General features: G+C 26.6%; 20 protein-coding genes, 3 tRNA genes, 1 rRNA gene and 1 pseudogene. 10 read left to right on the top strand and 15 right to left on the bottom strand.

The window, feature by feature from the left end:
* Nucleotides 1–23: 23 nt before the first annotated feature.
* Nucleotides 24–1,130 carry a tRNA 2-thiouridine(34) synthase MnmA gene (gene mnmA, locus BU_RS01395; protein ID WP_010896031.1) on the bottom strand — a complete coding sequence of 369 codons (1,107 nt, stop codon included), beginning with the start codon at nucleotides 1,128–1,130 and terminating at the stop codon, nucleotides 24–26.
* Between the two features lie 234 nt (nucleotides 1,131–1,364).
* Between mnmA and lepA the strand changes: the two genes are divergently transcribed.
* The 5 genes from lepA (at nucleotide 1,365) to acpS (ending at nucleotide 6,282) form a co-directional block, all read left to right on the top strand.
* Entirely contained in the window at nucleotides 1,365–3,158 is a 1,794-nt protein-coding gene (gene lepA, locus BU_RS01390) for a translation elongation factor 4 (RefSeq protein ID WP_164927332.1), read from the top strand.
* Between the two features lie 15 nt (nucleotides 3,159–3,173).
* Complete coding sequence (lepB, locus tag BU_RS01385; RefSeq protein WP_009874213.1) at nucleotides 3,174–4,118, top strand: signal peptidase I; 945 nt, start codon at nucleotides 3,174–3,176, stop codon at nucleotides 4,116–4,118.
* 130 nt (nucleotides 4,119–4,248) lie between these two features.
* A complete protein-coding gene (gene rnc / locus BU_RS01380) occupies nucleotides 4,249–4,929 on the top strand; it encodes a ribonuclease III (protein WP_009874212.1) in 681 nt (226 codons plus the stop codon).
* Complete coding sequence (gene era, locus BU_RS01375; protein ID WP_010896029.1) at nucleotides 4,926–5,777, top strand: GTPase Era; 852 nt, start codon at nucleotides 4,926–4,928, stop codon at nucleotides 5,775–5,777. Before rnc ends, era begins: the two co-directional genes overlap by 4 nt.
* Nucleotides 5,778–5,901: 124 nt before the next feature.
* Nucleotides 5,902–6,282 (top strand): holo-ACP synthase, encoded by a 381-nt coding sequence (gene acpS, locus BU_RS01370; RefSeq protein WP_009874210.1) that lies wholly within the window; start codon nucleotides 5,902–5,904, stop codon nucleotides 6,280–6,282.
* Here the strand turns inward: acpS and tadA are convergent, their stop codons facing one another.
* Nucleotides 6,283–6,768 (bottom strand): tRNA adenosine(34) deaminase TadA, encoded by a 486-nt coding sequence (gene tadA / locus BU_RS01365; protein WP_010896028.1) that lies wholly within the window; start codon nucleotides 6,766–6,768, stop codon nucleotides 6,283–6,285. It abuts the gene before it with no gap.
* 8 nt (nucleotides 6,769–6,776) lie between these two features.
* Complete coding sequence (gene smpB / locus BU_RS01360; RefSeq protein WP_009874208.1) at nucleotides 6,777–7,265, bottom strand: SsrA-binding protein SmpB; 489 nt, start codon at nucleotides 7,263–7,265, stop codon at nucleotides 6,777–6,779.
* Between the two features lie 93 nt (nucleotides 7,266–7,358).
* Between smpB and BU_RS01355 the strand changes: the two genes are divergently transcribed.
* Complete coding sequence (locus tag BU_RS01355) at nucleotides 7,359–7,658, top strand: RnfH family protein (protein ID WP_010896027.1); 300 nt, start codon at nucleotides 7,359–7,361, stop codon at nucleotides 7,656–7,658.
* Between the two features lie 78 nt (nucleotides 7,659–7,736).
* Here BU_RS01355 and BU_RS01350 read toward each other — a convergent pair whose 3' ends face one another.
* From BU_RS01350 to dnaQ, 5 genes are all read right to left on the bottom strand, one after another.
* Nucleotides 7,737–8,321, bottom strand: a complete 585-nt coding sequence (locus BU_RS01350; protein WP_010896026.1) for a nucleotide exchange factor GrpE — start codon at nucleotides 8,319–8,321, stop codon at nucleotides 7,737–7,739.
* Between the two features lie 100 nt (nucleotides 8,322–8,421).
* Nucleotides 8,422–8,898 carry a xanthine phosphoribosyltransferase gene (gene gpt, locus BU_RS01345; RefSeq protein ID WP_009874205.1) on the bottom strand — a complete coding sequence of 159 codons (477 nt, stop codon included), beginning with the start codon at nucleotides 8,896–8,898 and terminating at the stop codon, nucleotides 8,422–8,424.
* Nucleotides 8,899–9,004: 106 nt separating this feature from the next.
* A complete protein-coding gene (lpcA, locus tag BU_RS01340; protein ID WP_009874204.1) occupies nucleotides 9,005–9,586 on the bottom strand; it encodes a D-sedoheptulose 7-phosphate isomerase in 582 nt (193 codons plus the stop codon).
* An 80-nt stretch (nucleotides 9,587–9,666) separates the two neighbouring features.
* Nucleotides 9,667–9,740 (bottom strand) — tRNA-Asp (locus BU_RS01335).
* A gap of 71 nt (nucleotides 9,741–9,811) precedes the next feature.
* Nucleotides 9,812–10,525 carry a DNA polymerase III subunit epsilon gene (gene dnaQ, locus BU_RS01330; protein ID WP_010896025.1) on the bottom strand — a complete coding sequence of 238 codons (714 nt, stop codon included), beginning with the start codon at nucleotides 10,523–10,525 and terminating at the stop codon, nucleotides 9,812–9,814.
* 52 nt (nucleotides 10,526–10,577) lie between these two features.
* Between dnaQ and rnhA the strand changes: the two are divergent.
* Nucleotides 10,578–11,047 (top strand): annotated as a pseudogene (rnhA, locus tag BU_RS03170) (ribonuclease HI).
* A 40-nt stretch (nucleotides 11,048–11,087) separates the two neighbouring features.
* Nucleotides 11,088–11,843 (top strand): hydroxyacylglutathione hydrolase, encoded by a 756-nt coding sequence (gene gloB / locus BU_RS01315; protein WP_009874200.1) that lies wholly within the window; start codon nucleotides 11,088–11,090, stop codon nucleotides 11,841–11,843.
* Here the strand turns inward: gloB and BU_RS01310 are convergent.
* From BU_RS01310 to BU_RS01300, 3 genes are all read right to left on the bottom strand, one after another.
* Nucleotides 11,835–11,907 (bottom strand) — tRNA-Ala (locus BU_RS01310). The two genes, gloB and BU_RS01310, sit on opposite strands and share 9 nt — an antisense overlap.
* A 14-nt stretch (nucleotides 11,908–11,921) precedes the next feature.
* Nucleotides 11,922–11,998 (bottom strand) — tRNA-Ile (locus BU_RS01305).
* A gap of 55 nt (nucleotides 11,999–12,053) precedes the next feature.
* Nucleotides 12,054–13,601 (bottom strand): 16S ribosomal RNA (locus BU_RS01300).
* Nucleotides 13,602–14,025: 424 nt separating this feature from the next.
* Between BU_RS01300 and argS the strand changes: the two genes are divergently transcribed.
* Nucleotides 14,026–15,750, top strand: coding sequence for an arginine--tRNA ligase (gene argS / locus BU_RS01295; protein ID WP_009874199.1), 1,725 nt, complete (start codon nucleotides 14,026–14,028; stop codon nucleotides 15,748–15,750).
* A 123-nt stretch (nucleotides 15,751–15,873) separates the two neighbouring features.
* On the opposite strand, the gene flhA is transcribed toward argS, so the two are convergent.
* Both flhA and flhB read right to left on the bottom strand, forming a co-directional pair.
* Entirely contained in the window at nucleotides 15,874–17,964 is a 2,091-nt protein-coding gene (flhA, locus tag BU_RS01290; protein ID WP_010896024.1) for a flagellar biosynthesis protein FlhA, read from the bottom strand.
* Nucleotides 17,957–19,108, bottom strand: a complete 1,152-nt coding sequence (gene flhB, locus BU_RS01285; protein ID WP_010896023.1) for a flagellar biosynthesis protein FlhB — start codon at nucleotides 19,106–19,108, stop codon at nucleotides 17,957–17,959. The genes flhA and flhB overlap by 8 nt, the downstream gene beginning before the upstream one ends.
* 339 nt (nucleotides 19,109–19,447) lie before the next feature.
* On the opposite strand from flhB, the gene BU_RS01280 reads away from it, so the two are divergent.
* Nucleotides 19,448–21,166: a proline--tRNA ligase gene (locus tag BU_RS01280; protein WP_010896022.1), complete on the top strand. Its 1,719-nt coding sequence runs from the start codon at nucleotides 19,448–19,450 to the stop codon at nucleotides 21,164–21,166.
* 127 nt (nucleotides 21,167–21,293) lie between these two features.
* Here the strand turns inward: BU_RS01280 and dnaE are convergent, their stop codons facing one another.
* Complete coding sequence (dnaE, locus tag BU_RS01275) at nucleotides 21,294–24,779, bottom strand: DNA polymerase III subunit alpha (protein ID WP_010896021.1); 3,486 nt, start codon at nucleotides 24,777–24,779, stop codon at nucleotides 21,294–21,296.
* 36 nt (nucleotides 24,780–24,815) lie between these two features.
* A complete protein-coding gene (bamA, locus tag BU_RS01270; RefSeq protein WP_010896020.1) occupies nucleotides 24,816–26,669 on the bottom strand; it encodes an outer membrane protein assembly factor BamA in 1,854 nt (617 codons plus the stop codon).
* Nucleotides 26,670–26,693: the final 24 nt, after the last annotated feature.

Raw genomic sequence — 26,693 nt, 5'->3', positions numbered from 1 at the left:
CTTACTATTCAAAATAATTAAAATTATAACAATGGTAATCTAGATTCAATAATCCCACCACCTATACAAATATCTGATACATAAAAAACTACTGATTGTCCAGGTGTGACGGCGGCAACTGGACAATCAAATAATATTTTTATATGATGATTATTAATATATTCTATTTTACATATAATATCTTTCTGACGATATCTTGTTTTTGCCATACAAGACAAAGGAAAAGACAACTGATCATAATTAATCCAATTAATATTTTTAGCAATTAATCCTATGGACATAAGGTGTTTATTATAAGAACCTTGAGCAACAATTAATATGTTTTTTTCAATATTTTTTTCTACAACATACCAGGGTATGTTGTATTCTCCTTTTATTCCGCCTATACCTAATCCCTGCCGTTGACCTATAGTATAATAAAACACTCCACTATGTTTGCCAATAACTCGTCCAGAAATTGTAACTATATCACCTTTTTTTTCAGAAATATAAAGGCTTAAAAAATTTTTTAATTTTTTAGGACCAATAAAACAAATACCCGTAGAATCTTTTTTTTTAGCGATTTTTAAATCTATTTTTTTAGCTATATTCCTTACTTTATTTTTTTTTAAATGTCCGATAGGAAATAGAATTTTTCTAAGCTGAATACTATTTAAAGTATATAAAAAATAACTTTGATCTTTATTAGTATCAATTCCTTTTAAAAGTAAATATTTACCATTTATCTTTTTTATACGAGCGTAATGACCTGTAGCAATATAATCGGCTTTAAGTTCTTGAATAGAATAATTCAAAAACATATTAAATTTAATTTCTTTGTTACATAATATATCTGGATTAGGTGTGTTTCCTTTTTTATATTCCTTTAGAAAGTTTTCAAAAACATATTCCCAATATTCTGAGGAAAAATTCATCTTATGAAGATATATATTTAATTTTTTACAGATGTTTTCTGCATCTAATAAATCTTTAGTAGAACTGCAATATCCTTCTTGGTCGTCTTCTTCCCAATTTTTCATGAATAAACCTTCTACTTGATAATTTTGTTTCTTTAAAATCCACGCACAAACAGATGAATCTACCCCTCCAGACATAGCAACAATAATTTTTTTATTTTTTTTTATTATCATAATTAAAGGTATTAATTTTAATATTTTCTTGTAGATATTTTTTAATATATTTAATATTACATTATATATCATAAACAAGAAGAATAAATAAATTATCTTTTATATTTCTAAAACATATTATTTTTAAACAAACTTTTATCCTAGTATATTTTTTATTAAAAATTTATAAAAATAATAAAAAATATTTTTTACTGCATGTTAAAATGTATTAAACATGAATATGGTATAAAAAACATGAAAAGTATAAGAAATTTTTCGATTATAGCTCATATTGATCATGGAAAATCAACTTTATCTGATCGATTAATACAATTATGTGGCGGTTTATCTGAAAGAGAAATGTCTAATCAAGTATTAGATTCAATGGATTTAGAAAAAGAACGAGGCATTACTATTAAAGCTCAAAGCGTTATGATTGATTACAAAAATAAATCAGGAAATATTTTTAATTTAAATTTTATTGACACTCCAGGTCATGTTGATTTTTCTTATGAAGTATCTCGATCGTTAGCTGCATGCGAAGGAGCATTATTAGTTGTAGATTCCACTCAAGGGGTTGAAGCACAGACCTTAGCTAATTGTTATACTGCAATAGATATGAATGTAGAAATTGTTCCTGTATTAAATAAAATAGATTTACCTAATTCAAATGCAGACAAAGTAGCTAAAGAAATTGAAGATATTATAGGAATACCTGCATTGGATGCAATTAGATGTTCAGCTAAAACTGGAGAAGGCATCGAAGATCTAATAGAACGTATTATTAACGATATTCCTTATCCTAAAGGTTCAATAAATTCCCCTCTTCAAGCATTAATTATTGATTCCTGGTTTGATAATTATCTAGGTGTAGTATCTTTGATAAGAATTAAAAATGGCATATTATTTGAAAGAGATAAAATTCAAGTAATGAGCACAGGAAAAAATTATTATGTTGATCAAATAGGTGTTTTTACACCTAAAAAATTAAATAAAAACCAATTAAGATGTGGTGAAGTAGGTTGGATTATTTGTGGTATAAAAAATATCATTGCTGCTCCTGTTGGAGATACGTTAACAACAGCTAAAAATCCAGCCAAAAATATGATAATAGGTTTTAAAAAAATTAAACCTCAAATATATGCTGGTCTATTTCCCCTTACATCAGATCAATATGAAATGTTTAGAGATGCATTAGGAAAATTAAGTTTAAATGACGCTTCTTTATTTTATGAACCAGAAAATTCAGTAGCGCTTGGTTTTGGATTTAGATGTGGATTTTTAGGTGTATTGCATATGGAAATCATTCAAGCACGCTTGGAAAGAGAATATTCTATTGATTTAATTACTACAATACCTACAGTTATTTATGAAATAGAACTTATTAATGGGAAAATAATTTATTTAGATACTCCTTCTAATTTTCCTAATATGAATGATATAAAAATAATTAAAGAACCGATCGTAGAATGCAGTATTCTATCACCTCCTCAATTTCTTGGATCAATAATAAAATTATGTATAAAAAAAAGAGGTGTTCAAATTAATATGGTTTATCATTCACATCAAGTATTATTGAAATATAATATACCTATGAATGAAGTTATATTAAATTTTTTTGATGAACTAAAATCTGTATCTAGTGGATATGCTTCATTGGAATATGATTTTAAATATTTTCAATCTGTGAAAATGGTACGAATAGATATATTAATTAACTCAGAAAAGGTAGATGCTCTAACAATACTATCCTACCATAAAAATGCACAATCTCGTTCTCGTGAAATAGTTGATAAAATGAAAAAATTAATACCTCGACATCAATTTGACATTTCAATTCAAGCTGTAATTAACAATTCTGTTATCGCACGATCTACTATTAAGCAATTGAGGAAAAATGTATTATCAAAGTGTTATGGTGGTGATGTTAGTAGAAAAAAGAAATTGTTACAAAAGCAAAAAGACGGAAAAAAAAGAATGAAAAAAATAGGTAATGTTAATGTGCCTAAAACAGTATTTCTTTCGATTTTAAATTCTAGAGAAAGTTAAAAAAAGGAAAATACCATGGCAAATATATTAACTATTTTTTTGTTAATTAGTACATTAGTAACTGGAATATTTTGGAGTTTTTATTGTATCAAAAGCTTTAAAAATTATTTAATTAATAAAAAAATAATTAACAATAATAATTTTCATCAAGAAAAAATAGAAAAATCAAAAAATAAAACATATTTCTTAAAATCTTTAGCGTCATTTTTCCCAATTTTTTTAGCAATATTTATTATACGTTCATTTATTTATGAGCCTTTTCAAATTCCTTCAGGTTCTATGATGCCTACTCTTTTAGTGGGTGATTTTATTTTAGTAGAAAAGTTTTCATATGGTATTAAAGAACCCATTACACATAAAATATTAATACGTACCAAAAAACCTAATCGTGGTGATATTGCAGTATTTCAACATCCTACTGATCATAATATAAATTATATTAAACGTATAATAGGATTACCTGGAGATAAAATTAGATATGATCTTCACGATAAACACATACATATATGTACGAATTATTCAGACCAGAGAGGATGTGAAAAGAAGATATCAATTAATTATTCCCAATCTCGATCTAGTAATTTTATTCAAAAAATATACTTCTCTAATAAGAACAATATCAAAGAAGATAAAAACATATATAACTCATTATATTTTGATATTGTTGAAGAAATAATCGAGGATGTCAAACATAGTATATTACTATTAAATAGTATTAAAAATACAAAAGAAAATTATTTTCAACAAAAAAATATGCCTAAATTAACTTGGATTGTACCTAAAGGTGAATATTTCATGATGGGAGATAATCGTGATAATAGTTTAGATAGTCGTTATTGGGGGTTTGTACCTGAAAAAAACTTAGTGGGAAAAGCCATTAAAATATGGATGAGTTTTGATAAAAATGAAAATGAATGGCCTACTGGTATACGTATAAATAGAATTGGAAGTATACATTAGAAAAGACTAATCTAATAGAAATATAATAAGAGTCAATATTTATATTAGCGTATACCTTCAATTTTATCAAAATTTCTATTTTCCTTGTTATATGTACAATCAATTAAAATATTATTGAAATTGGTATAACATGAATCATATTGTGACAAAAAAAATACAAAAAGTATTAGGATATACTTTTACTCATAAGGATCTTTTAAAACAAGCATTAACACATCGTAGTGCGAGTAGTAAACATAATGAACGACTGGAGTTTTTAGGCGATTCTATTCTAAGTTTCGTTATCGCCAATGCTTTATATCAACATTTTCCATATATCGATGAGGGTGATATGAGTCGAATGAGAGCAACTTTAGTTCGAGGAAATACTTTAGCAGAAATCGCATATGAATTTGATTTAGGAGAATATTTAAAATTAGGACAGGGAGAATTAAAAAGTGGAGGTTTTCGTCGTGAATCTATTTTAGCCAATACTGTAGAAGCTTTAATTGGAAGTATTTATTTAGATAGTAACATTAAAACAGTAGAAGAATTAATATTAAAATGGTATGAAAAACGTTTAGAAAAAATTAGTCCTGGAGACACACAAAAAGATCCTAAAACACGGTTGCAAGAGTATTTACAATCAAAGCATTTATCTTTGCCTTTATATTTTATAGTTGAAGTATATGGTGAAGCTCATAATCAACTATTTACCATTCATTGTAAAATTAGTACCATTTCAGAATATTTGATTGGAACAGGTTCTAGTAGAAGAAAAGCTGAACAAGATGCAGCTCAAAAAGCATTAATTAAATTAGGTGTAGAGTGAAAATAAAAAAAAAATATTGTGGACATGTAATAATTGTTGGAAAAGCAAATGTTGGTAAATCAACATTACTCAATAATATAATTGGTAAAAAAATTTCTATTGTTTCAAGAAAAAAAAATACTACACAGAGTAATATTACCGGTATTAAAACAGAAGATAATTATCAATCAATTTATATAGATACTCCCGGAGTAGTTTTTGACAAAAATAACAATCAAATGAAACATCATAAAAACAATTTTTATCAAACAACACAAATCGCAACATTAATCATTTTTATTATTGATCGGATTGATTGGACAATACATGATGAAATAATTTTAAATGAAATAAAGAAAACTAAAATACCAATTTTAATTATTATTAATAAAATTGATAAAATAAGTAACAAAATTATTTTGTTGCCTTTTATCAATTTTCTCAAAAAAAAAATTGATTTTATAGAAATTCTTCCCATTTCTGCAAAAAAAATAAGTAATTTAATATTATTAAAAAATATAATTAAATCTTATTTGCCAGAAAACTGTCATATATATCCTGAATGTTATATTACAACTAATTCCGATTTTTTTACAGTCTCTGAAATTATTCGAGAACAATTAATATTATTTTTAGGAGATGAATTGCCTTCCATAATTAAAGTAGAAATAGAATCTTTTAAAAAGAAAGAAAAAATAGCACTTTATATAAAAGCCATAATTTGGGTAAAAAATGTAAGGCAAAAAAGTATTGTAATTGGTCATAATGGAGAGAAAATAAAAAAAATTAGTATGATTTCAAGAAATAATATAGAAAAGAAATTTTATATAAAAACTCATCTTGTCTTATGGGTTAAAGACAAAAATTGAAATTAATAGAATAATATAACTAATTTTTTAAAATTAGTTAAAAGTTCAAATTTTTAACTGATTTTAAAAAAATCAATAATTTTTAAATATAAAAAATTATATTTACATAAGGTGTATCTTTATAATGTCAATTATAGGTATAGGAATAGATTTTGTAGAAATATTACGTATTAAAAATATTTTTTTAAAGTATGGAGATAAATTTGCAAGAAAAATTTTATCTACAGAAGAATGGAAGAAATACATTCTTATCGATGATAGTATTAGTTTTCTTGCAAAAAAATTCGTTGCTAAAGAGGCTGCTTCTAAAGCGTTAGGAACAGGTATAAATCATCAAATAACATTCAATCAACTGGAATTTTATAAAAATAAATCGGGCAAACCAAAATTGCGCTTTTTAAAACATGCTCTAAAAAAATCTAAAGAAATCCAATGTAAATCGATACATGTAAGTATTTCTGATCAAAAATTATACGCTTATGCTTTAGTTATTTTGGAAAATTAATTAAATTTTCTTGCAAATATGGATTTTATTTTTTCTCTTTTTTTGGAAGAAATTTATTAAAATATCGGAACATTCACGTTGCATAACATTTTTTTTAATATCTAATTTGTAATCTTTTTGTGGGTCGCAAAACAGATTTTTTAATGAGAATCGATGATCTGATGAATTACAATTAGCACCAAATACCAAACGTTTAATACGACTCTGTATAATCGCACCACAACACATAATACACGGTTGCAAAGTAACATATAATGTAGTATTTAATAATCGATAATTTTTTATTTTTTTTCCTGCACCACGTAATGCTATAATCTCCGCGTGTGCAGTTGGATCGTTTTTAGAAATAGAACTATTCCAGCCTATTCCGATTATACGTTCCTTAAAAACTAATATTGCACCTATGGGAATTTCCCCTTTTTCTTTAGCATAATATGCGTATTTTAAAGCAATTTTCATCCAATTTTTATCTTTTTCATATTTCATAAAATATTTTAGTATGTTTCTTTAGTTTTTTTAAGTATTTTTAATTTTTCTTGTTCCCATTCTCTTTTTTTTAAATTTATTCTTTTATCTTGTGCAGTTTTTCCTTTAGCTAATCCAAATTCTAACTTACACCAAGATTTTTTCCAAAATAGAGATAATGATACCATTGTGTATCCTGTATTTTTTTTTTTAAGAGATAAAAAATCAATTTCATTTTTATGCAATAATAATTTTTTCTTTCTTGTCGGATCACAAGAAAAACGATTTGAAGACATTTGCAAAGGTTCAATTAAGCAATTACAAAGATACATCTCATTACGATCATTTATTATATAACTTTCCGAAATATTTACTTTACCTGATCTAATAGATTTGATTTCCCAGCCTTCTAAAACTAAACCGGATTGAAATACTTTTTCTATGAAATAATTATAATATGCTTTTTTATTAATTATAATTTTAGATGATTTTTTTTGATATTTTTTTTTTTGCAACATAATTTAATTTATTCCAAAAGTAAAATAAGTTAAAATAAAAACAATCTTTTTATATAAAATTAAAAAATAAAAAATAAAAAAATTTATAAAAATATGAAGATCATAAAAGTAACCGTTGTCTATGCTTTACCAAAAATTCAATATATTTGTCAGGTTGATATTGCATTAGGATCTACTGTAAAAGATGCTATTTTAAAATCAAATTTGTTAAATTTAACAAATGACGTTTCATTTCATCACAACAGAATAGGAATATACAATAAGACCGTACATTTAAAATTCAAAATCAAAGATGGAGATAGAATTGAAATTTATAGAAATTTAACTATAGATCCAAAAGAATGGAGAAGAAATAATGTTTTTTTATCAAAAAAATTAAAAAAAATATATTAATATTTTTAATAAAATTTTTAGATTTAATAACAATTAAAATACTTTACAATATTATTAAACCTAAAAAACATATTATTTTTATATTTTTTCTTTAGACACTACAACCATAGCAGGACGTAACAAACGAGATTTATGTAAAATATAACCTGACTGCATAACTGTGACTATTTGATTAGATATTATGTCATTAGTATAATGAATAGACATTGCTTGATGAATAGACGGATTAAACAATACATTTGTATCATTAATTTTTTTAATATTAAATAAATAAAAAAATTTTTCTAACAGATTACAAATAAATTGCAATTTTTTTAAAATTTCTGTGTACTTTTCTTGTTTTAAATTAATTGTTTCTATTAAGTTTAATGCACGTTCAATATTATCAATAATAGGAAGGAAGTCTATAATTATTTTTTCTAAAGAAAATTTTATAGATTTTTCAATCTCTTTATTAAATCTATTATGTATTAATACTATTTCTTTTTCAACTATTTCTTCTTTTTCTATTATTTTTTCTTCAGATTCTTTTAGTTGTATTTCTAAAAATTGAATTAAATTTTTTTTTATTAAATTATCACTGTCATATTTTTTATGATTTATTTTTGGATCTTGATTTTTTTCAATTTTTTTTTCTAATTGTTCTTCTTCGTTATGTATCATAAAAACATCCTTTTTTGCAGTATGTATTTATTTTGGAAAATTTTATTTTCATTAACAATCATTATATTAAAGATTTCTTAAGAGAAATAATATTATTTTTTTATTTGATTTTATAATTTTGAATAAGAGGGGGAATATAAGAAATGGACATATCCCATGGTTGTTCGATCCATACGTTTTGAGGAATATCTATAATATAATTATCTACTAATGAACGACCCATTGGTTTTGCAAAAATAGTTACAAAGCATGCTTTTGGATATAATTTTCTAATAATTTTTGCAGTGCCACCAGTATCTACTAGATCGTCTATTACAATAATTTTTTCTCCATTACCTTCTGCTTTTTTAATGATTTTTCTATTTTCTTTTAAACAATCATAATTATAACTTTCAATGCACACAGTATCGACGCATCTTAGACCTAACTCTCTTGCTAACAAAGCTGATGGAACAAGACCTCCTCTACTTACAGCAATGATTCCATTCCAAGAATGAATTTTTTTAACTAATCGGTTAGCTAGTTTTCTAGTATGAATTTGAAGCATATCCCAGGTGACAATGTATTTCTCACTCATGAAAAGAAATTCCGAAACTATAAAATAGTATTTATTAAAAAGCGGAAATTACTTGAAAATTATTATAGGATTTTAATGTAGTAACGATTAATTATTGAATAATTCGTTAATTTTTTTGCATTTCTTTTTCGATAATTAATATTAATATATGAATAATTTTAATATGCATTTCTTGTATCCGATCTGAATACCCGCAATGAGGAATACAAATTTCTATATCAGATAAGTTTTTAATTTTACCTGCATTGTTTCCTGTTAAAACGATTACTTTCATTTTCTTTTTCTTTGCTTCTTCTATTGCTCTTACTATATTTAAAGAATTTCCGGAAGTAGAAATAGCTAATAATATATCTCCTAAATGACCAACACTTTGAATAAATCGTGAAAATATTTGATCGTATCCAAAATCATTCCCTACTGCAGAAATATAACTACTATCTGAAATGGAGATTGCGGGATATCCGGATCTTTTTTTTCTATATACACTAGTTAATTCTTCTGAAAAATGTACTGCATCACAATGTGAACCTCCGTTTCCACAAGAAATTACTTTTTTTTCGTTTTTAAATGATTGAGCAATTAGAATAGCTGCTTTTTGAATATTTTCTATTTGTTTTTTATCTTCTAAAAAATTTTTTAATATTTTTGACGCAGAGTTAAATTCAGAAAAAATTATTTTTTTATACATAATTTTAAATTTTTCAACTTTTTAATGGAAAATAAGTAAATATTTAGTATTAAAATAACATATTTATATAATATTTTTTTCGGTGCGGACGGGACTCGAACCCGCGACCCCCGGCGTGACAGGCCGGTATTCTAACCAACTGAACTACCACACCTTGTTTGTATCTTTATATTGTACATATTTTAAAAAAATCAGTCAATGATCTTTTTTATATTTATTTTATAATTAATTCCATAAACATGTACTTTTATCTTTCATGTATTGTAGATATTTTTCATGTAAATCATTTTCTTTTAGTGTAGGATGTAATATCCTTAAAGTATTATTTTTTAATTGAATATTTTTTTTCAATTTTTTAAAATTTTCTTTATAATTAATTGTATTATCAGAAAACAAAGAATCTTGACCGCCAGTCATTAAAAGATACAATTTACCTAAAAGATAAGAGTCTACTATCGCACTATGTAGATTTCTATGAGATTTATTTATCTTATAACGTGTACATAAAGCATCTAATGTATTTTTTTTTCCAGGAAATAATTCCCGGGCAATTTTTAATGTATCAATAATAGAACAAAATGTATTAATTTTGATTTTCTTATTTAATATTTCTAGTTCTTGATTTATAAATCCTACATCGAACGAAGCATTATGAATAACTAATATAGAATTTTTAATATAATTTAAAAATGAATCAGCAATATCTTTAAAAATAGGTTTATCTAATAAAAATTTATTAGTAATACCATGAACTTTTAATGCTCCAGACTCTATTGATCTGCCGGGTTGAATATATACATGAAAATTATTTCCTGTGAAACAACGATCAATGATTTCAACAGCTCCTATTTCTATAATTCTATGGTTTATATGAGGAAGACTTGTTTGATTTATACCTGTTGTTTCTGTATCTAATATAATTGTTCTTTTTCTATTCATAATATTTTCAATGACGTAAATATAATTAAAATTATTTGGAATTACTATTATTATGTTAAAAATAGTTAAAATGTTTACAGATGGGTCCTGTTTAGGTAATCCTGGTGCAGGAGGATATGGCACAATTTTACGCTACAAAAAGCATGAAAAAATATTAACTTCAGGATTTCATTTAACTACTAATAATCGCATGGAATTAATGGCCGTAATATCAGGATTAGAGTTTCTTAATCAATCATGTCATGTTGAAATTACAACAGATAGTTTATATGTAAAAAAAGGAATTATTGATTGGATGCCTATATGGAAAAAAAAAAATGGAAAACTGCCAAAAAAAAATCTGTAAAAAATATAGACTTATGGTTACGTATTAATACTGCTCTTAAAAAACATTTAGTCACTTGGTTTTGGGTTAAAGCTCATATCGGGCACTTAGAAAATGAAAGATGCGATATGATAGCACGGCAGTCTGCTAAAAATCCTTCAATAAAAGATACTTACTATGAAAATAGTAAATTATAATTTTTAATTTTTTCGAATAAAAATAAAATATAAAAAAATTATGATATTAAAAAAAATATCGATTTTATCAGATAACTATGTTTGGGTTCTTTTAAATACCAGCGGTTCCTGCATAATTATAGATCCTGGATTATCTGAGCCTATTATACAAGAAATAGAGAGAAAAAAATGGCGCCTAAGAGCTATTTTATTAACTCATAATCATATTGACCATACGGGAGGAACAAGAAAAATTATTGAATATTTTCCAAAAATAAGCGTTTTTGGACCAAAAGAAACAAGACAGCACGGTGTCAATAAAATTGTATCTCATGGAGATAGGATTATCTTATTAGATAAGATATTTTATGTTTTTTTTACTCCAGGTCATACATCAGGTCACGTTTCTTATTATAGTCAACCATATATTTTTTGCGGAGATACTTTATTTTCGGCAGGTTGCGGACGTGTTTTTAAAAATAAACATTTAGAAATGTATCGTTCTATAAAAATTATTTCGTCTCTTCCAGATAGCACTCTTTTGTGCTGTTCTCATGAATACACATTATCTAATTTACAGTTTTCTATGTTTATTTTGCCTAATGATAATTTTATTAAATTATATTTAAAAAAAATTGAAATAAAATTGAAACTAGGTCAGTCTAGCTTGCCTTCTTATATTTTTTTCGAAAAAAAAATTAATTTATTTTTAAGAACAAATGATAATTATGTTAAGAAATCAATTGGATTAAAAAGTACGTGCACTGATTTTGAAGTTTTTAAAAGATTAAGATTAAAAAAAGATTTTTGGAGCTAAGCGGGATTGAACCGCTGACCTCCTGCGTGCAAGGCAGGCGCTCTCCCAGCTGAGCTATAGCCCCAGATGATTTTTTATTGGTAGGCCTGAGTGGAATTGAACCACCGACCTCACCCTTATCAGGGGTGCGCTCTAACCATCTGAGCTACAAGCCTTCTAATTTTTTTATTAGATAATTTGTGTGGGCACTTTCAAAAAAGTATATATTTTTAAGGAGGTGATCCAACCGCAGGTTCCCCTACGGTTACCTTGTTACGACTTCACCCCAGTCATGAATCACAAAGTGGTAAGCGCCTTCCTTTTAAAGGGTTAGGATACCTGCTTCTTTTGCAACCCACTCCCATGGTGTGACGGGCGGTGTGTACAAGGCCCGGGAACGTATTCACCGTGGCATTCTGATCCACGATTACTAGCGATTCCGACTTCGTGGAGTCGAGTTGCAGACTCCAGTCCGGACTACGATTTACTTTATGAGGTTTGCTTGTCTTTGCAGATTTGCTTCTCTTTGTATAAACCATTGTAGCACGTGTGTAGCCCTGGTCGTAAGGGCCATGATGACTTGACGTCGTCCCCACCTTCCTCCGGTTTATAACCGGCAGTCTCCTCTGAGTTCCCGGCCGAACCGCTGGCAACAGGGGATAAGGGTTGCGCTCGTTGCGGGACTTAACCCAACATTTCACAACACGAGCTGACGACAGCCATGCAGCACCTGTCTCACAGCTCCCGAAGGCACTTCTTTATTTCTAAAGAATTCTGTGGATGTCAAGACCAGGTAAGGTTTTTCGCGTTGCATCGAATTAAACCACATGCTCCACCGCTTGTGCGGGCCCCCGTCAATTCATTTGAGTTTTAGCCTTGCGGCCGTACTCCCCAGGCGGTCGACTTAATGCGTTAGCTTCGGAAGTCACTTCTCTTGGAAACAACCTCCAAGTCGACATCGTTTACGGCATGGACTACCAGGGTATCTAATCCTGTTTGCTCCCCACGCTTTCGCGCCTCAGTGTCAGTTTTCGTTTAGGAGGCCGCTTTCGCCACGGGTATTCCTCCAGATATCTACGCATTTCACCGCTACACCTAGAATTCTACCTCCCTCTACGAAACTCTAGTTTTCCAGTTTCAAATGCAGTTCCTAGGTTGAGCCTAGGGATTTCACACCTGACTTAAAAAACCACCTACGCGCTCTTTACGCCCAGTAATTCTGATTAACGCTTGCACCCTCCGTATTACCGCGGCTGCTGGCACGGAGTTAGCCGGTGCTTCTTCTGCGGGTAACGTCACGAAATAAAATTATTAGTTTTATTTTTTTCCTCCCCGCTGAAAGTACTTTACAACCCTAAGGCCTTCTTCATACACGCGGCATAGCTGCATCAGGCTTTCGCCCATTGTGCAATATTCCCCACTGCTGCCTCCCGTAGGAGTCTGGACCGTGTCTCAGTTCCAGTGTGGCTGGTTATCCTCTCAGACCAGCTAGAGATCGTTGCCTTGGTAGGCTATTACTCTACCAACAAGCTAATCTCGTCTGGGTTCATCCAAAAGCATGAGGCCAAAAGGTCCCCCACTTTGGTTTTTCAACATTATGCGGTATTAGCTACCATTTCTAGTAGTTATCCCCCTCTTTTGGGTAGATCCCCAGATATTACTCACCCGTTTGCCGCTTGCCGACAAAGAGAGCAAGCTCTCTTCTCGCTGCCGCTCGACTTGCATGTGTTAGGCTTGCCGCCAGCGTTCAATCTGAGCCATGATCAAACTCTTCAATTGAAAAACTTTTTTAATCTTAAAGAAAAAATCTTTAAGATATTTTAAATAAAAAAATAAATTTTTTGTACTTAATTGTCTGTGCCCACACAGATTATCTAATATATTTTTAAAGAGCGTTTTTATATTTAAAACTTTAGATTAAGAGATTACATTTTTTTTATTCTACTGTCAACCTTTTTATGAAAAAATTTTTAATTTTTACATTTATTTGTAGAAGAAGATTGTTTTTATATTTAATACAAGAAAAATTTTCTAAAATAATAATTAATAAATAATTAAAAATTAATAAAATAGAACATATATGATAAATTAATTTAAATTATAGCTCAATTAAATAAGTAATTATTTAAACATATATTTTATTATTTTTTAGAGAATAAGGTTAATATGTTTCATTTAATATCATACAAAACAAGGTTTTATTATGAACTTGAAAAATACAATCAAAGAAGATATCCAAGATGCTTTAATTAAAATTGCTATCATAAACTGCGATCCCGTTATTACATTAAATAAAAAAACAAAAATAGGGCATTACCAACTTAACAATCTAATAAAAATAGCTAATATATCAAACTTAAAACCATTTGAATTAGCTAATAGAATAATTCTCAATATTAAAAAAAAATACATGTATAAAGAAATAACATTCTCTCAACCAGGTTTTATTAATTTTCTTATTAATCCATATTGGATATCTGAACAATTAGAAAAAATTTTTCTTTCACCTCGTCTTGGCATAAATCACGTAAATGCACAAAATATTGTAATAGATTATTCTTCGCCAAATATTGCAAAAGAAATGCATATTGGACATTTACGTTCAACAATAATTGGCGATGTTATGGCTAGAATATTAGATTTTTTAGGTCATAATGTAATTAGAGCAAATCATATTGGTGACTGGGGTACTCAATTTGGTATGTTGATTGCATATTTAGAAGTTAAAAAACTCGTAAATAGTCCTTTATCCCTTATGAAATTAGAGGAATACTACTGCAAGGCGAAAAAAAAATATGATATTGATCAATTATTTGCAGAAAAATCTAGAGAATACGTAGTAAAATTACAAAATGGTGATCAATATTGTTATTCTATTTGGAAAAAATTAGTATCCATCACAATGTTAGAAAATTGTAAAATATATAAAAGGCTACATGTTACTTTAAAAAAAAAACATACAATGGGAGAGAGTATATACAATAAAATGCTTCCTAATATTATTGAAGATCTTAAGAATAAAAAAATAGCAATAGAAAAAAACGGTTCTACAATTGTTTTTTTAAAAGAATTCAAGAATAGATTAGGAGAACCCATGGGTGTTGTTATTCAGAAAAAAGACAAAGGGTTTTTATATTCTACTACTGATATCGCTTGTTTAAAATATAGATATCAAGTATTACATGCCGATCGTATTATATATTACACTGATTCTCGACAGCACCAGCATTTACTACAAGCGTGGACTATAGCCAAAAAAGCTCTTTATATATCTCAAAATTTATTATTAGAACATCATATCTTTGGAATGATGCTATCAAAAGATAAACGTCCATTTAAAACTCGTGATGGTGATACTATAAAACTTTCTGCACTTCTTGATGAAGCTACAGAAAGGGCGATGCGTTTAATTAAAAATAAACAACCTAACTTATCTAAAAAAAAACTAAATCAATTATCTAATATCATCGGTGTCGGCGCAGTCAAATACGCAGATTTATCTAAAAATAGAAATACTAATTATATATTTGATTGGAACGAAATGTTAAGCTTTGAGGGTAATACAGCGCCCTATATACAGTATGCTTATACAAGAATTGTTTCTATTTTAAAAAAATCTAATATGCCTATAAAGAAACTAAAAGAAAAGATTTTTTTAACAAAAGAAAGCGAAATTAATCTAGCAATTAAAATATTAGAATTTGAAGAAATCATTTTATTAATTTCTCAAAAAGGAACCCCTCATATTTTATGTAAGTATCTTTATCATCTTGCAACTAGTTTTTCTCATTTTTATGAGAATTGTTCTATACTTTTTCCCAAAAAAATAAAAACTTGTAAAAGTAGACTTAAATTATCTATTTTAACAGCTAAAACATTAAAAAAAGGACTTAATATGCTTGGTATTAGAGTAGTAAAAAAAATGTAAAAATATTAATTTATATGACATCTATTTGTCCTAAAAAACCAGCAAGGTGAGGAAATAATGTAGCACTAACATGGTACTACTTATCACCGCACCAATCTGTATACAAAAAACTAATTTTATCTATCATGAAGTACCAATAATATTAGTCATTTTTATTTCTTTTACATCTATAATCTCAAATTGAGACAAAACAGTTAGTTCTGGAAAATTTTGACGTAAAAATTTTGATAAAAAATATCGTAAAGAATGACGGACTAATAACACTAGAGGAGAACCTATTAACAATTGTTTTTTGATCGCTTCTTTTGTTTGTATTAACAAATTTTCAGATAAATTAGGTTCTATAGTATCAGTTCCAGATTTTAAACTATTTAGTAATAATCGTTCTAAATTAGGTTCTAGTCCTATTATTTCGATAATATTGTTTTGATTAAATAATTTTTGTATAATAATTTTTCTTAATGCAATACGCACGATACTAGTTAATTCATTAGGATCTTTTTGAGTATCCGCATGTTCAGATAATGTTTCTAAAATAGTTCTCATATCACGTATTGGAACATGTTCTAATAATAAATTTCTAAGAATTTTATGAAAAATGGTTAAATTAATTGTATTTGGAATTAAATCTTCAGTTAATTTTGGATGGTCTATCGTAACGCGTTCTAACAATTGTTGAGCTTCTTGACGACCAAATAAATCATCAATATGATTAGTAATTAAAAAATTTAAATGTGTTGAAAGTACAACGCTAGATTCTATAACAGAATAACCCTTTTTTTGAGCTTTATTTTTAAATTCTTCATCAATCCAATAGCCAGATAAACCAAAAGTAGGTTCATATACTTTTTCAAAAGGCAAAGATTCTGTTTCACGGCCTGAATGAATCGCCATAAAACGTCCATAAAAACACTTTCCTTGACCTACTTCAACACCTTTAATAAAAATACGATAAGAATTTCCAGATAAATGCATATTGTTTTTAATACGTACTAATGGAGGTAAAAAACCAATTTCTTGAGCAACTTTTTTACGAACTATACGAATTCTATCTAATAAGTCACCTTTTTTATTAATATCAGTCATTGGTGTTAACTTGTAACCTATTTCTATTCGAATTGGATCTTCTAATTCAACATCATTCCAAGATGCTTCTGAGATGGCATCATGTATAAATTTATATTTTTTATTAGATTTTATAAAATCATTTTCTAGATCATATTTTTTTTCATACAACCACCAAGAAAGAATAAATAATAAAACTGTAAATACTAAAAAGATAATATTTGGCATTCCTGGAACTAAACCAAGAACTCCTAATACTATCGCACTTAATAAAATAACTTGAGGATTATAAAATAATTGACTTGCCATTTGTTCTCCAACGTTTTGATTGCTACTTACACGTGTTACAATCACACCTGCTGCAGTAGAAATAACTAAAGCTGGAATTTGAGCAACTAAACCATCTCCGATAGTTAATAAAGTATAGACTTCTACTGCCTTGTTTAAGAACATATGATGTTGTATTAAGCCAATAATTAAACCTCCAAAAATATTAATGACCATTATTAAAATGCCAGCAATTGCATCTCCACGTACAAACTTACTAGCACCATCCATAGAACCGTAAAAATCAGCTTCTTGTGTAATTTTTATACGACGTTTTTTAGCTTTTTCTTCCCCAATCAAACCTGCATTTAAATCTGCATCTATTGCCATTTGTTTCCCTGGCATAGCATCTAATATAAATCGAGCACCAACTTCCGCGATTCTGCTAGCACCTTTTGTAATAACAATAAAATTAATAATAACTAAGATTATAAATACCACTATTCCAATAGCAAAATTACCACCTACTAAAAAATGACCAAACGATTCAATTACTCTTCCTGCTGAATTGGTGCCTGTGTGACCTCTTAAAAAAATAACACGAGTAGAAGCCACATTTAAAGCTAAACGCAACAATGTAGAAAAAAGCAAAATTGTTGGAAAAGCAGTGAACTCTAAAGTATGACGCGTAAACATAGAAACAAGTAAAATTATTATTGACAAAGCAATGTTAAAAGTAAAAAAAACATCTAAAACAAAGGGGGCTAATGGTAAAACCATCATTGATAAGATCATTAAAATAAGTATTGGACCAGCAAGTATTTGCCATTGAGTTGTTTTTAAACTTTTTACAATACGTAAAAGAGAAGAAAAATTAATCATTAGTTTCATGTTCTCCTGTGAACGTTAATTCTGATGGGACTGATATATTGATAGGTTTTTCAGGGAAAATACCTCCTTCTTTTTTCCATTTGCGCACTTTCCAAACCCATGCTAAAACTTCTGCAACAGCTTTATAAAGAGGACCTGGAATATACTGTCCTATTTCGGAATAACGGTATAATGAACGAGCTAATGATGGTACAGAGATAATAGAAATATTATGTTTAAGAGCTAAATTTTGTATTTTGATGGCAGCCTCTCCTATACCTTTAGCTATAACTTTAGGTGCATTCATGTTTTTTTCATCATATTTTAATGCAACAGAATAATGTATAGGATTAGTGATAATTACATCAGCTTTAGGAGTATTGATAATCATTCTTCTGCGCATAACAGCTTTCATTGCTTGACGAATCCGCATTTTTATATTTGGATTTCCTTCTTTTTCTTTTAATTCATCCCTCATTTCTTGACGAGTCATTTTTAATTTTTTATAGTAGTTAAATTGCTGCCAAGCTATATCAAAAAAAACAATAGGAAATAAGCCTAGTATAACTAAAAAACAACAAGAAAAAATTATATTATATCCATGTGATAATGAAGATACATAATTTGCATTAACTAAAAATAAAATTTCAGAAAAAGAAAACTGTAAATACCAAAAAGATATAATACTCACTATAAATAATTTTAGTATTATCTTAAAAAATTCCACTATTATTTGAAAAGAAAAAAGTCTCTTAAAACCATGAAATGGATTTAACTTGGAAAAATTTAAGGTTAATGATCTGAAATTTAGACTGATTCCACTAAAAAGTATAGGAGGTATGATAATTACAATTAATAAAGATATTAAAAATGGAAAAAAAGAAAATAGTATCTCTTTTAGAGACATTAATATTTTTAATAAATTATTGTTGTTATTTAAAAAATCATTACTTTCAAAAAGAAAACTATCGGACATTATTTTACTAAAATTTAAAACAATTAAATCTCTATACCACCATAAATTTATAAAACCAACTAACAAAATAAATAAAGAACTCAATTCCCTAGAATATCTTGTTTTTCCTTTTTTACGAAATTTTCTGATGCGATGCTCTGTGGGATGTTCTGTTTTTTCTTCATTTGTATTATGATTCATTGTAAATATTTTTAACCACTATTTATACATAAAAAATTCATTAAACCTCTGTACTAAAAAAAAAACAAGTTAATTTTGCTAAAGAAACAACCAGACTTGATCTATTTTTTAAAAATATTAACATAATATATTGATCTTTATTTTTTTAAAAAAATATCATTTTTATGATAATTGAAAATTCTATATATTTATATTTTTGATATATATTAACTTTAAATAAATTATTTAAGAAAAGATCTTATCATATAGTAAAATTAAATTTACTATGCAAAAACAAATTTTTTTAAACATACAATTCTATTTTTAATAAAAAAATTTTTATTTTTGAGAGTTTAAAAGATGCTTACAAGTCAATATTTATTATCAACTTCAAAAGACATACCCTACGACGCAAAAATTATTAGTCATCAACTAATGATAAGAAGCGGTATGATTAGAAAAACATCTTCAGGTTTATATGTTTGGCTGCCAACTGGAATGAGAGTCCTAAAAAAAATAAAAAATATTATTACGACAGAAATGGAAAAAATAAATGCATTAGAAATATTGATGCCTATTATACAACCTGAATATTTATGGAAAGAAAGCCGACGTTTAAATCTATATGGAGAAGAACTATTAAGATTTCTTGATCGGCGTAAAAACCAATTTATTTTAGGTCCCACCAATGAAGAAGTTGTTACTAATTTTATTGGTTCTGAAATTCATTCATATAAACAACTTCCCTTAACTGTATATCAAATACAAACAAAATTTAGAGATGAAATACGACCGCGTTTTGGAATTATTAGAACACGTGAATTTACTATGAAAGATGCTTATTCTTTTCATATTAATCAAAGCTGTTTAGAAAATACTTATAATAAATTTTATGATAGTTATATAAATATATTTAAAAAAATGAATTTAAATTTTTGTGCAGTAAAAGCTGATTCAGGTTCTATGGGAGGCAATATTTCACATGAATTTCAAGCTTTCTCTCAAAATGGAGAAGATGAAATAGTGTTTTCTAATGATAAGTTATATTCTTCAAACATGAATATGGCTGAATCTATAGAAACAATTGATTTTTTTAAAAAAAAATATTCATCCTGTTTGATTAAAAATAAAACAAACACCAAAAAATCTATAATAATGTCTGAAAAATTAAACACACCATTAATTAATCAAATTCAAACTTTTTTAATTCAAACCAAAATAAATGATATTACTTCAATAGCTGCATTATTAATACGAGGAGATCATGAATTGAATTTTTTTAAAGTAGAAAAAATTGATATAATTAATAAACCTTTAGTATTTCTTAATGAAAAAGAAGTCATTTCACTAATTGGAGTAAAAAAAGAATTCTTAGGACCTTTGGGATTAAAAGTTCCCATTATTGCTGATATTTCTACTTTTAATATGAAAAATTTTACTATTGGTTCAAATATTAATAAACATTTTTTTATCAACGTAAATTGGAATATTGATTTGCCGATGCCTATATTTAAAGATATTAGAAAAGTAACAAAAAATGATTTGAGTCCTAATGGTTCAGGATATTTAAATATAAAACAAAGCATTGAAATTGGTCATATATTTCAACTTGGACAAAAATATTCTAGAAAAATACAACAGTCTGTAAAGATAAAAAATGGTAATCTAAAAAATCTATATATGGGATGTTATGGAATAGGCATAACGCGCATCGCAGCTGCTGTTATCGAACAACATCACGATAAAAATGGTATTATTTGGCCAGATTCTATCGCACCTTTTGAAGTAGTTATTTTACCTATAAATATGAAAAAAGATAATAAAATCAAAATAATAGCACACTTTTTATATAAAAAGTTTAAAAAAACTGGTATAGACGTTATATTAGACGATAGAGATGAAAGACCGGGAGTTATGTTTAATGAAGTCGATTTAATTGGTATTCCACATCAAATTATTATAAGCAAACGTTCAATTAACTACGATAATGTTGAATATCGCGAAAGAAAAAATAAGGAAAATATTTTAATTAATATAAAAGATATAAAAAATTTTATTATCCAAAAACTTAAAAAGTAAAGGTGCAAAACTATTGAATCTAAAAAATAACTAGTTAAAAACCGTATTTCTACTTGACAATATTATTGATCAAATTTTTTTAAAAAATTTGATTAAAATTTTATTTTATAATATCAAAAATTTTTTATTAATTAAATTTTAATTCTATGTTTTTAGATCCTACTAAAAATTTTAATTTATTTAAAAAATCATCAGTAATTACAACAAACCATTTTTTATTTAATTTTTTATTTAAACATACTTCTTTATTATCGAAAAAAATAAAAACAGGAATATTACCTTTAGATTGTTTATCTAAACATTCGTATAAATTATTTAAAAAAAATATGTTTGTTTTCTCTTTATTTAATATAATTATTAGTTTATTTATGTATTTTTTTCTCAAAACACTTAAATCTATAAGTGCATAGGCCGTCATTTTAATATTTTTATCAATGAAACTGACATTTAACATACCGTGAACAAACAATAGTTTGTTTAATTTTACAAGAGACTCATATGCATTTAATAATTCTGTAAAAATCACAACTTCTAAACGGCTAGTATTATCGTCCAATACCAAAATAGCTATACGATTCTTATTTTTTGTTATTTTTATTTTGATAGAAACAATTATTCCTGCTACTAAAATTTTCTTGTTTCTTTTGATGAATTTTAACTGTGATAATTTTACACCATTTACATAACATTCTAATTCTTTCTTATATTGATTGATAGGATGTCCTGTAAGATAAAATCCCAATACTTGATATTCGTTTTGTAATTTATTTTTTTCAGGGCAGACTAAATTAACAAGATTATTTTTTTTTACTTGATTTAACTCATTTTGAAAAATACCAAAAAGACTATCTTGTTTAAAAGACTTTATTCTAAAAGATTCTTTTGACGCATTTATAGCATCATCAATTGATTGAAGTAAATAATTTCTATTTTTATCAAAACAATCACAACTACCAGACATAATTAATTTTTCTAAAACTCTACGGGTTATCTTTTGAGAATCAATTCGCATACAAAGATCAAATAAGTCATGAAAAAATTTATTTTCTTCACGTTCTTTAATAAGAACTTGCACTGAATTTTTGCCTATACCCTTGATAGCACCAAGACCATAAACTATATCACCTTGATCATTTACATAAAATTCATATTTACTTAAATTAATGTTTGGAGGGATAATTTTTACCCCCATATTTAGAGATTCATTAATTAAAATAACAATTTTTTCTGTATTATCTATATCAGATGTCATAGCTGCAGCTATAAATTCCGCAGGATAATGTGATTTCAACCATAAAGTTTGATAGGAAACTAGAGCATAAGCTACAGAATGAGATTTATTAAATCCATATCCTGCAAATTTTTCTAGTAAATCAAAAATTTTTATAGATAATTTTTTATCGATACCATTATTTGAGGCTCCTTCTTCAAATATAGCACGTTGTTCTGACATATCTTTTAAATTTTTCTTGCTCATAGCTCGTCTTAAAATGTCTGCACTACCTAATGTATAACCTGACAAAACTTGAGCTATTTCCATTACTTGTTCTTGGTATAATATAATTCCATATGTTGATTCTAATATAGGTTTTAATAATATATGTTGCCATTTATGATCGGGATATGAAATGTTCTCACGTCCATGTTTTCGATTAATAAAATTATCGACCATTCCAGATTGTAGAGGACCTGGTCTAAAAAGTGCAACCAAAGCGATCATGTCTTCAAAACAATCAGGTTGTAATCTTTTAATTAAATCTTTCATCCCATAAGATTCTAATTGAAACACACCAGTAGTTTCAGAATTTTTTAATAATTTAAAACATTTAGCGTCATCAAGAGGAATTGAATTAATATTTATTGTTCTTTTTTTATTCAGATTTAATTTTGTATTAATCATTTCTACCGCATAGCTAATAATAGTTAGTGTGCGTAAACCAAGAAAATCAAATTTTACTAATCCTATATATTCTATATCATTTTTATCAAATTGAGTTACTGGATTATTTCCCTTTTCATCACAGTATAATGGACAAAAATCAGTAATTTTAGTAGGTGAAATAACCACTCCCCCTGCGTGTTTGCCAATATTTCTATTTGTACCCTCTAATTTTTTAGCAATATCAATTAAATTTTTAACATCTTCATTATTTTTATATAAATTGAATAATTCAGATTCCTTGGAAAAAGCTTCTTTTAAAGTTATCCCGGGATCTAAAGGTACTAACTTAGATAGTTTATTAATAAATCCATATGGATATCCTAAAACTCGACCTACATCTCTAATAACAGCTTTTGCAGTTAATGTTCCAAAGGTAATAATTTGTGCTACTGCATTTTTACCATATATCTCTGAAACATGATCAATTACTTGATCACGTTTTTCCATACAAAAATCAATATCAAAATCAGGCATAGAAATACGTTCTGGATTTAAAAACCTTTCAAATAAAAGATTAAAAGATAATGGATCTACTTCTGTGATATTTAAAGCATATGCTACAAGAGAACCTGCACCAGAACCTCGTCCTGGTCCTACTGGTATATTATTATCTTTTGCCCATTGTATAAATTCCATAACAATTAAAAAATATCCAGGAAAACCCATTTTGTTAATTACAGTTAATTCCATATCTAAACGGTTGATATACTGACTGTAAATATCTTTATATTTTTCAATATCTAGATATCTTGAGTTTAATCTTTTTTTTATACCTTTATAAGCTTCTTTAATTAAATATTTTTCAACACTTATTTTTCCAGTTCGAAACTGAGGTAAAAAATATTTTCCGGAATGTATAAATACATTGCAGCGTTTTGCAATTTCTACACTATTTATAAGTGCTTCTGGAATATCTGAAAAAAGATCAGACATTTCTTCCGTAGTTTTTAAAAATTGCTGGTTGCTATAATTATTTTGAATTTTAGAATGTTGTAATATTTCACCTTCATTGATAGCAATTCTAATTTTATGAATTTTAAAATCTTCTTGACTTAAAAAACAAACATCATTAGTAGCAACAATAGGAACTCCTGTAGATAAAGATAAATCTACAGCTAAATGTAAATATGTCTCTTCATTATCTCGGTTTGTACGAAATAATTCTAAATAGTAAGAATCCGGAAAATACTTTTGATAAAATGACAAACAAATAGATATCAATGATGATTGACCATTAAGCAAAACTTTTCCAAGTTCACCCTGAGGGCCACCAGAAAGTAATATTAATCCTTTGTTAATTTCTGAAAACCATTTTTTTTCAATAGTAACATGATTATTATGAACATATCCCTTTTGATATGCACGAGAAATTAATAAAATTAAATTTTTATATCCTTCCTGAGTGGAGGCTAATAAAGTTAATTTTGTTAATTGATTATTTATCAAATCAGAAAAAAAATTTACTGTAATACCAATAATAGGTTTTAAACCTAGTTTATGAGCCATATTATAAAATTTAATTACACCATATAAATTATTGTAATCAGTTATAGCTATAGCCGGCATATTTAAAGATGCTGCTTTTTTAACTAAATCTTCAGGTTTTGATAATCCATCAATCATTGAGTAATCACTATGTACATGAAGATGAATAAATTTTGGTTCATTCATATATTTTTCCGGAAATTTATATGTAAATATATGTTTTTAAAATAAGTATTTTTTAGCAAAAACAATTTTAGATTTACAAATAATATCATTATTTACTACAGCTATATTTTTAAAAATTAAAATATTTTTATTAGATTTTAAAATAGTTACTTTTATAAATATTTGATCACCTGGTATTGCGATTTTTTTAAAACGAGTATCGTCTACACCTACAAAATAATACAATTTATTTATATTTAATTCACCTGTAAACTTACCATGTATTTTTTTCTCTTCATTATTAATACTATTATGTGTATATCCAAATCCAAAATTTACCTTATTATAATTATTAATTAAAAATCCCAAATTACCTTCAAAACCATATGTATTTTTTATAATATTCGAAATATTGTCAAAATTATATTTAAAATCATTGTAAAAAAATCTGGCATTTAAATCTGCATTATTATAAAAAAAATATGGATAACTTGTTGATATATCAAGGTATTTTTGATAATCATTTTTAATAATATCGACTTTTAAAGAATTTCCAGAACCAAATATATTATCTTGAGAAAAAGCAAGATTAAAACTGGTACCACTATCTACTCCATATCCTAAACCAAAATTTATAGAACCAGTAGTCTGTTCTTTAACTTGATAGGTAATATCAATTTGATTAGAATCATAAGAATTTAATTTTTGAATGATTTTTACATCACTAAAATATTTTGTTTTTTCTAATAGTTTTTTACCTAATTCTACTAATTTTGTATTAAAATATTTACCTTCCATTTGTTTAATTTTACGACGTAAAACTCTATCTTGAGTTATTTCATTCCCTGTAAAATAAATTCTTTTTACAAAATAACGTTTTTTCATATCAATATTAAAATTTAAGGCTATTGTTTTCTTTTTATGATCAATTTGCGGGTCAACTATAACTTTAGTATTAACATATCCATATTCAGATAAAAATCTTGTTATTTTATTTACTATAATATCAATTTTGTCTCGATTATAAAATTCATTAGGATTAATATTAATTAAATTTGTAATTAATTTTTGATATGGGAATAAATTTCCATTGACAAAAAAATTGGAAATTTTGTATTTCTTTCCTTCAGAAACACCTATTGTGATATCCACCTGTTTTTTATCTTGCAAAAAATCTACTTTTTTAGTGTTTACATTAAAATAATAATACCCATTACTCAAATAAAAATTTTTTAAATGTTCTAAATCATTATTTAATTCTTTTGGAGAATAAGTAGATTTACTTAATAAATTCCACCAAGAATGATAATCTTGCAATTTGAATAATGAAAGAATTTTTTCTTTAGAAAAGGCTTGAACGCCGAGTATTTTAATACTATTAATTTTTATTTCTGTTCCTTCATTAATGAGTATTTTTATACTAACACTGTTGTTTTTAGAAAAAATTTTTAATATTTTTATATCGGGTTTGCATCTCCCAATATCAAGATAGAAATCTTTTATCGTTTTAGTTAATACATTAGTAAAAAAATTATTAAATGATTTTCCTGTTTCAATATTTAATTTTTTTAGATACGGATCTAAAACAGAACTGGCAATAATATGGTTACCAGAAACAATGACGTTAGAAATAATCGGTCTTTCTCTAATATTAAAGACAATAGTTTTTCCTAAAAATGACACTTTAATATCTTCAAATTTTCCCGTTTTAAACAAAGATTTGATACTATTTTTTACATCATATTGAGATATTGTACTTCCAATCCTAAAAGGAATGTTTTTTAATGCTTCATTTTGCGAAAAATTTTTTAATCCTTTGAACTGAATATCCTTTACAATAAATTTATTTTCCGCATGAACTAAAATACTAAAAAACATCAAAAAAGCTATAAAAAAATTTTTTATTAACATTATTATTATAATTTTCCCTACAAT

The sequence above is a fragment of the Buchnera aphidicola str. APS (Acyrthosiphon pisum) genome (assembly GCF_000009605.1).
GTDB classification, from domain to species: Bacteria; Pseudomonadota; Gammaproteobacteria; order Enterobacterales; family Enterobacteriaceae; genus Buchnera; species Buchnera aphidicola_I.
Note: the sequence above shows the minus strand (reverse complement) of the source record. Positions and strands in the feature narration are given on the sequence as shown.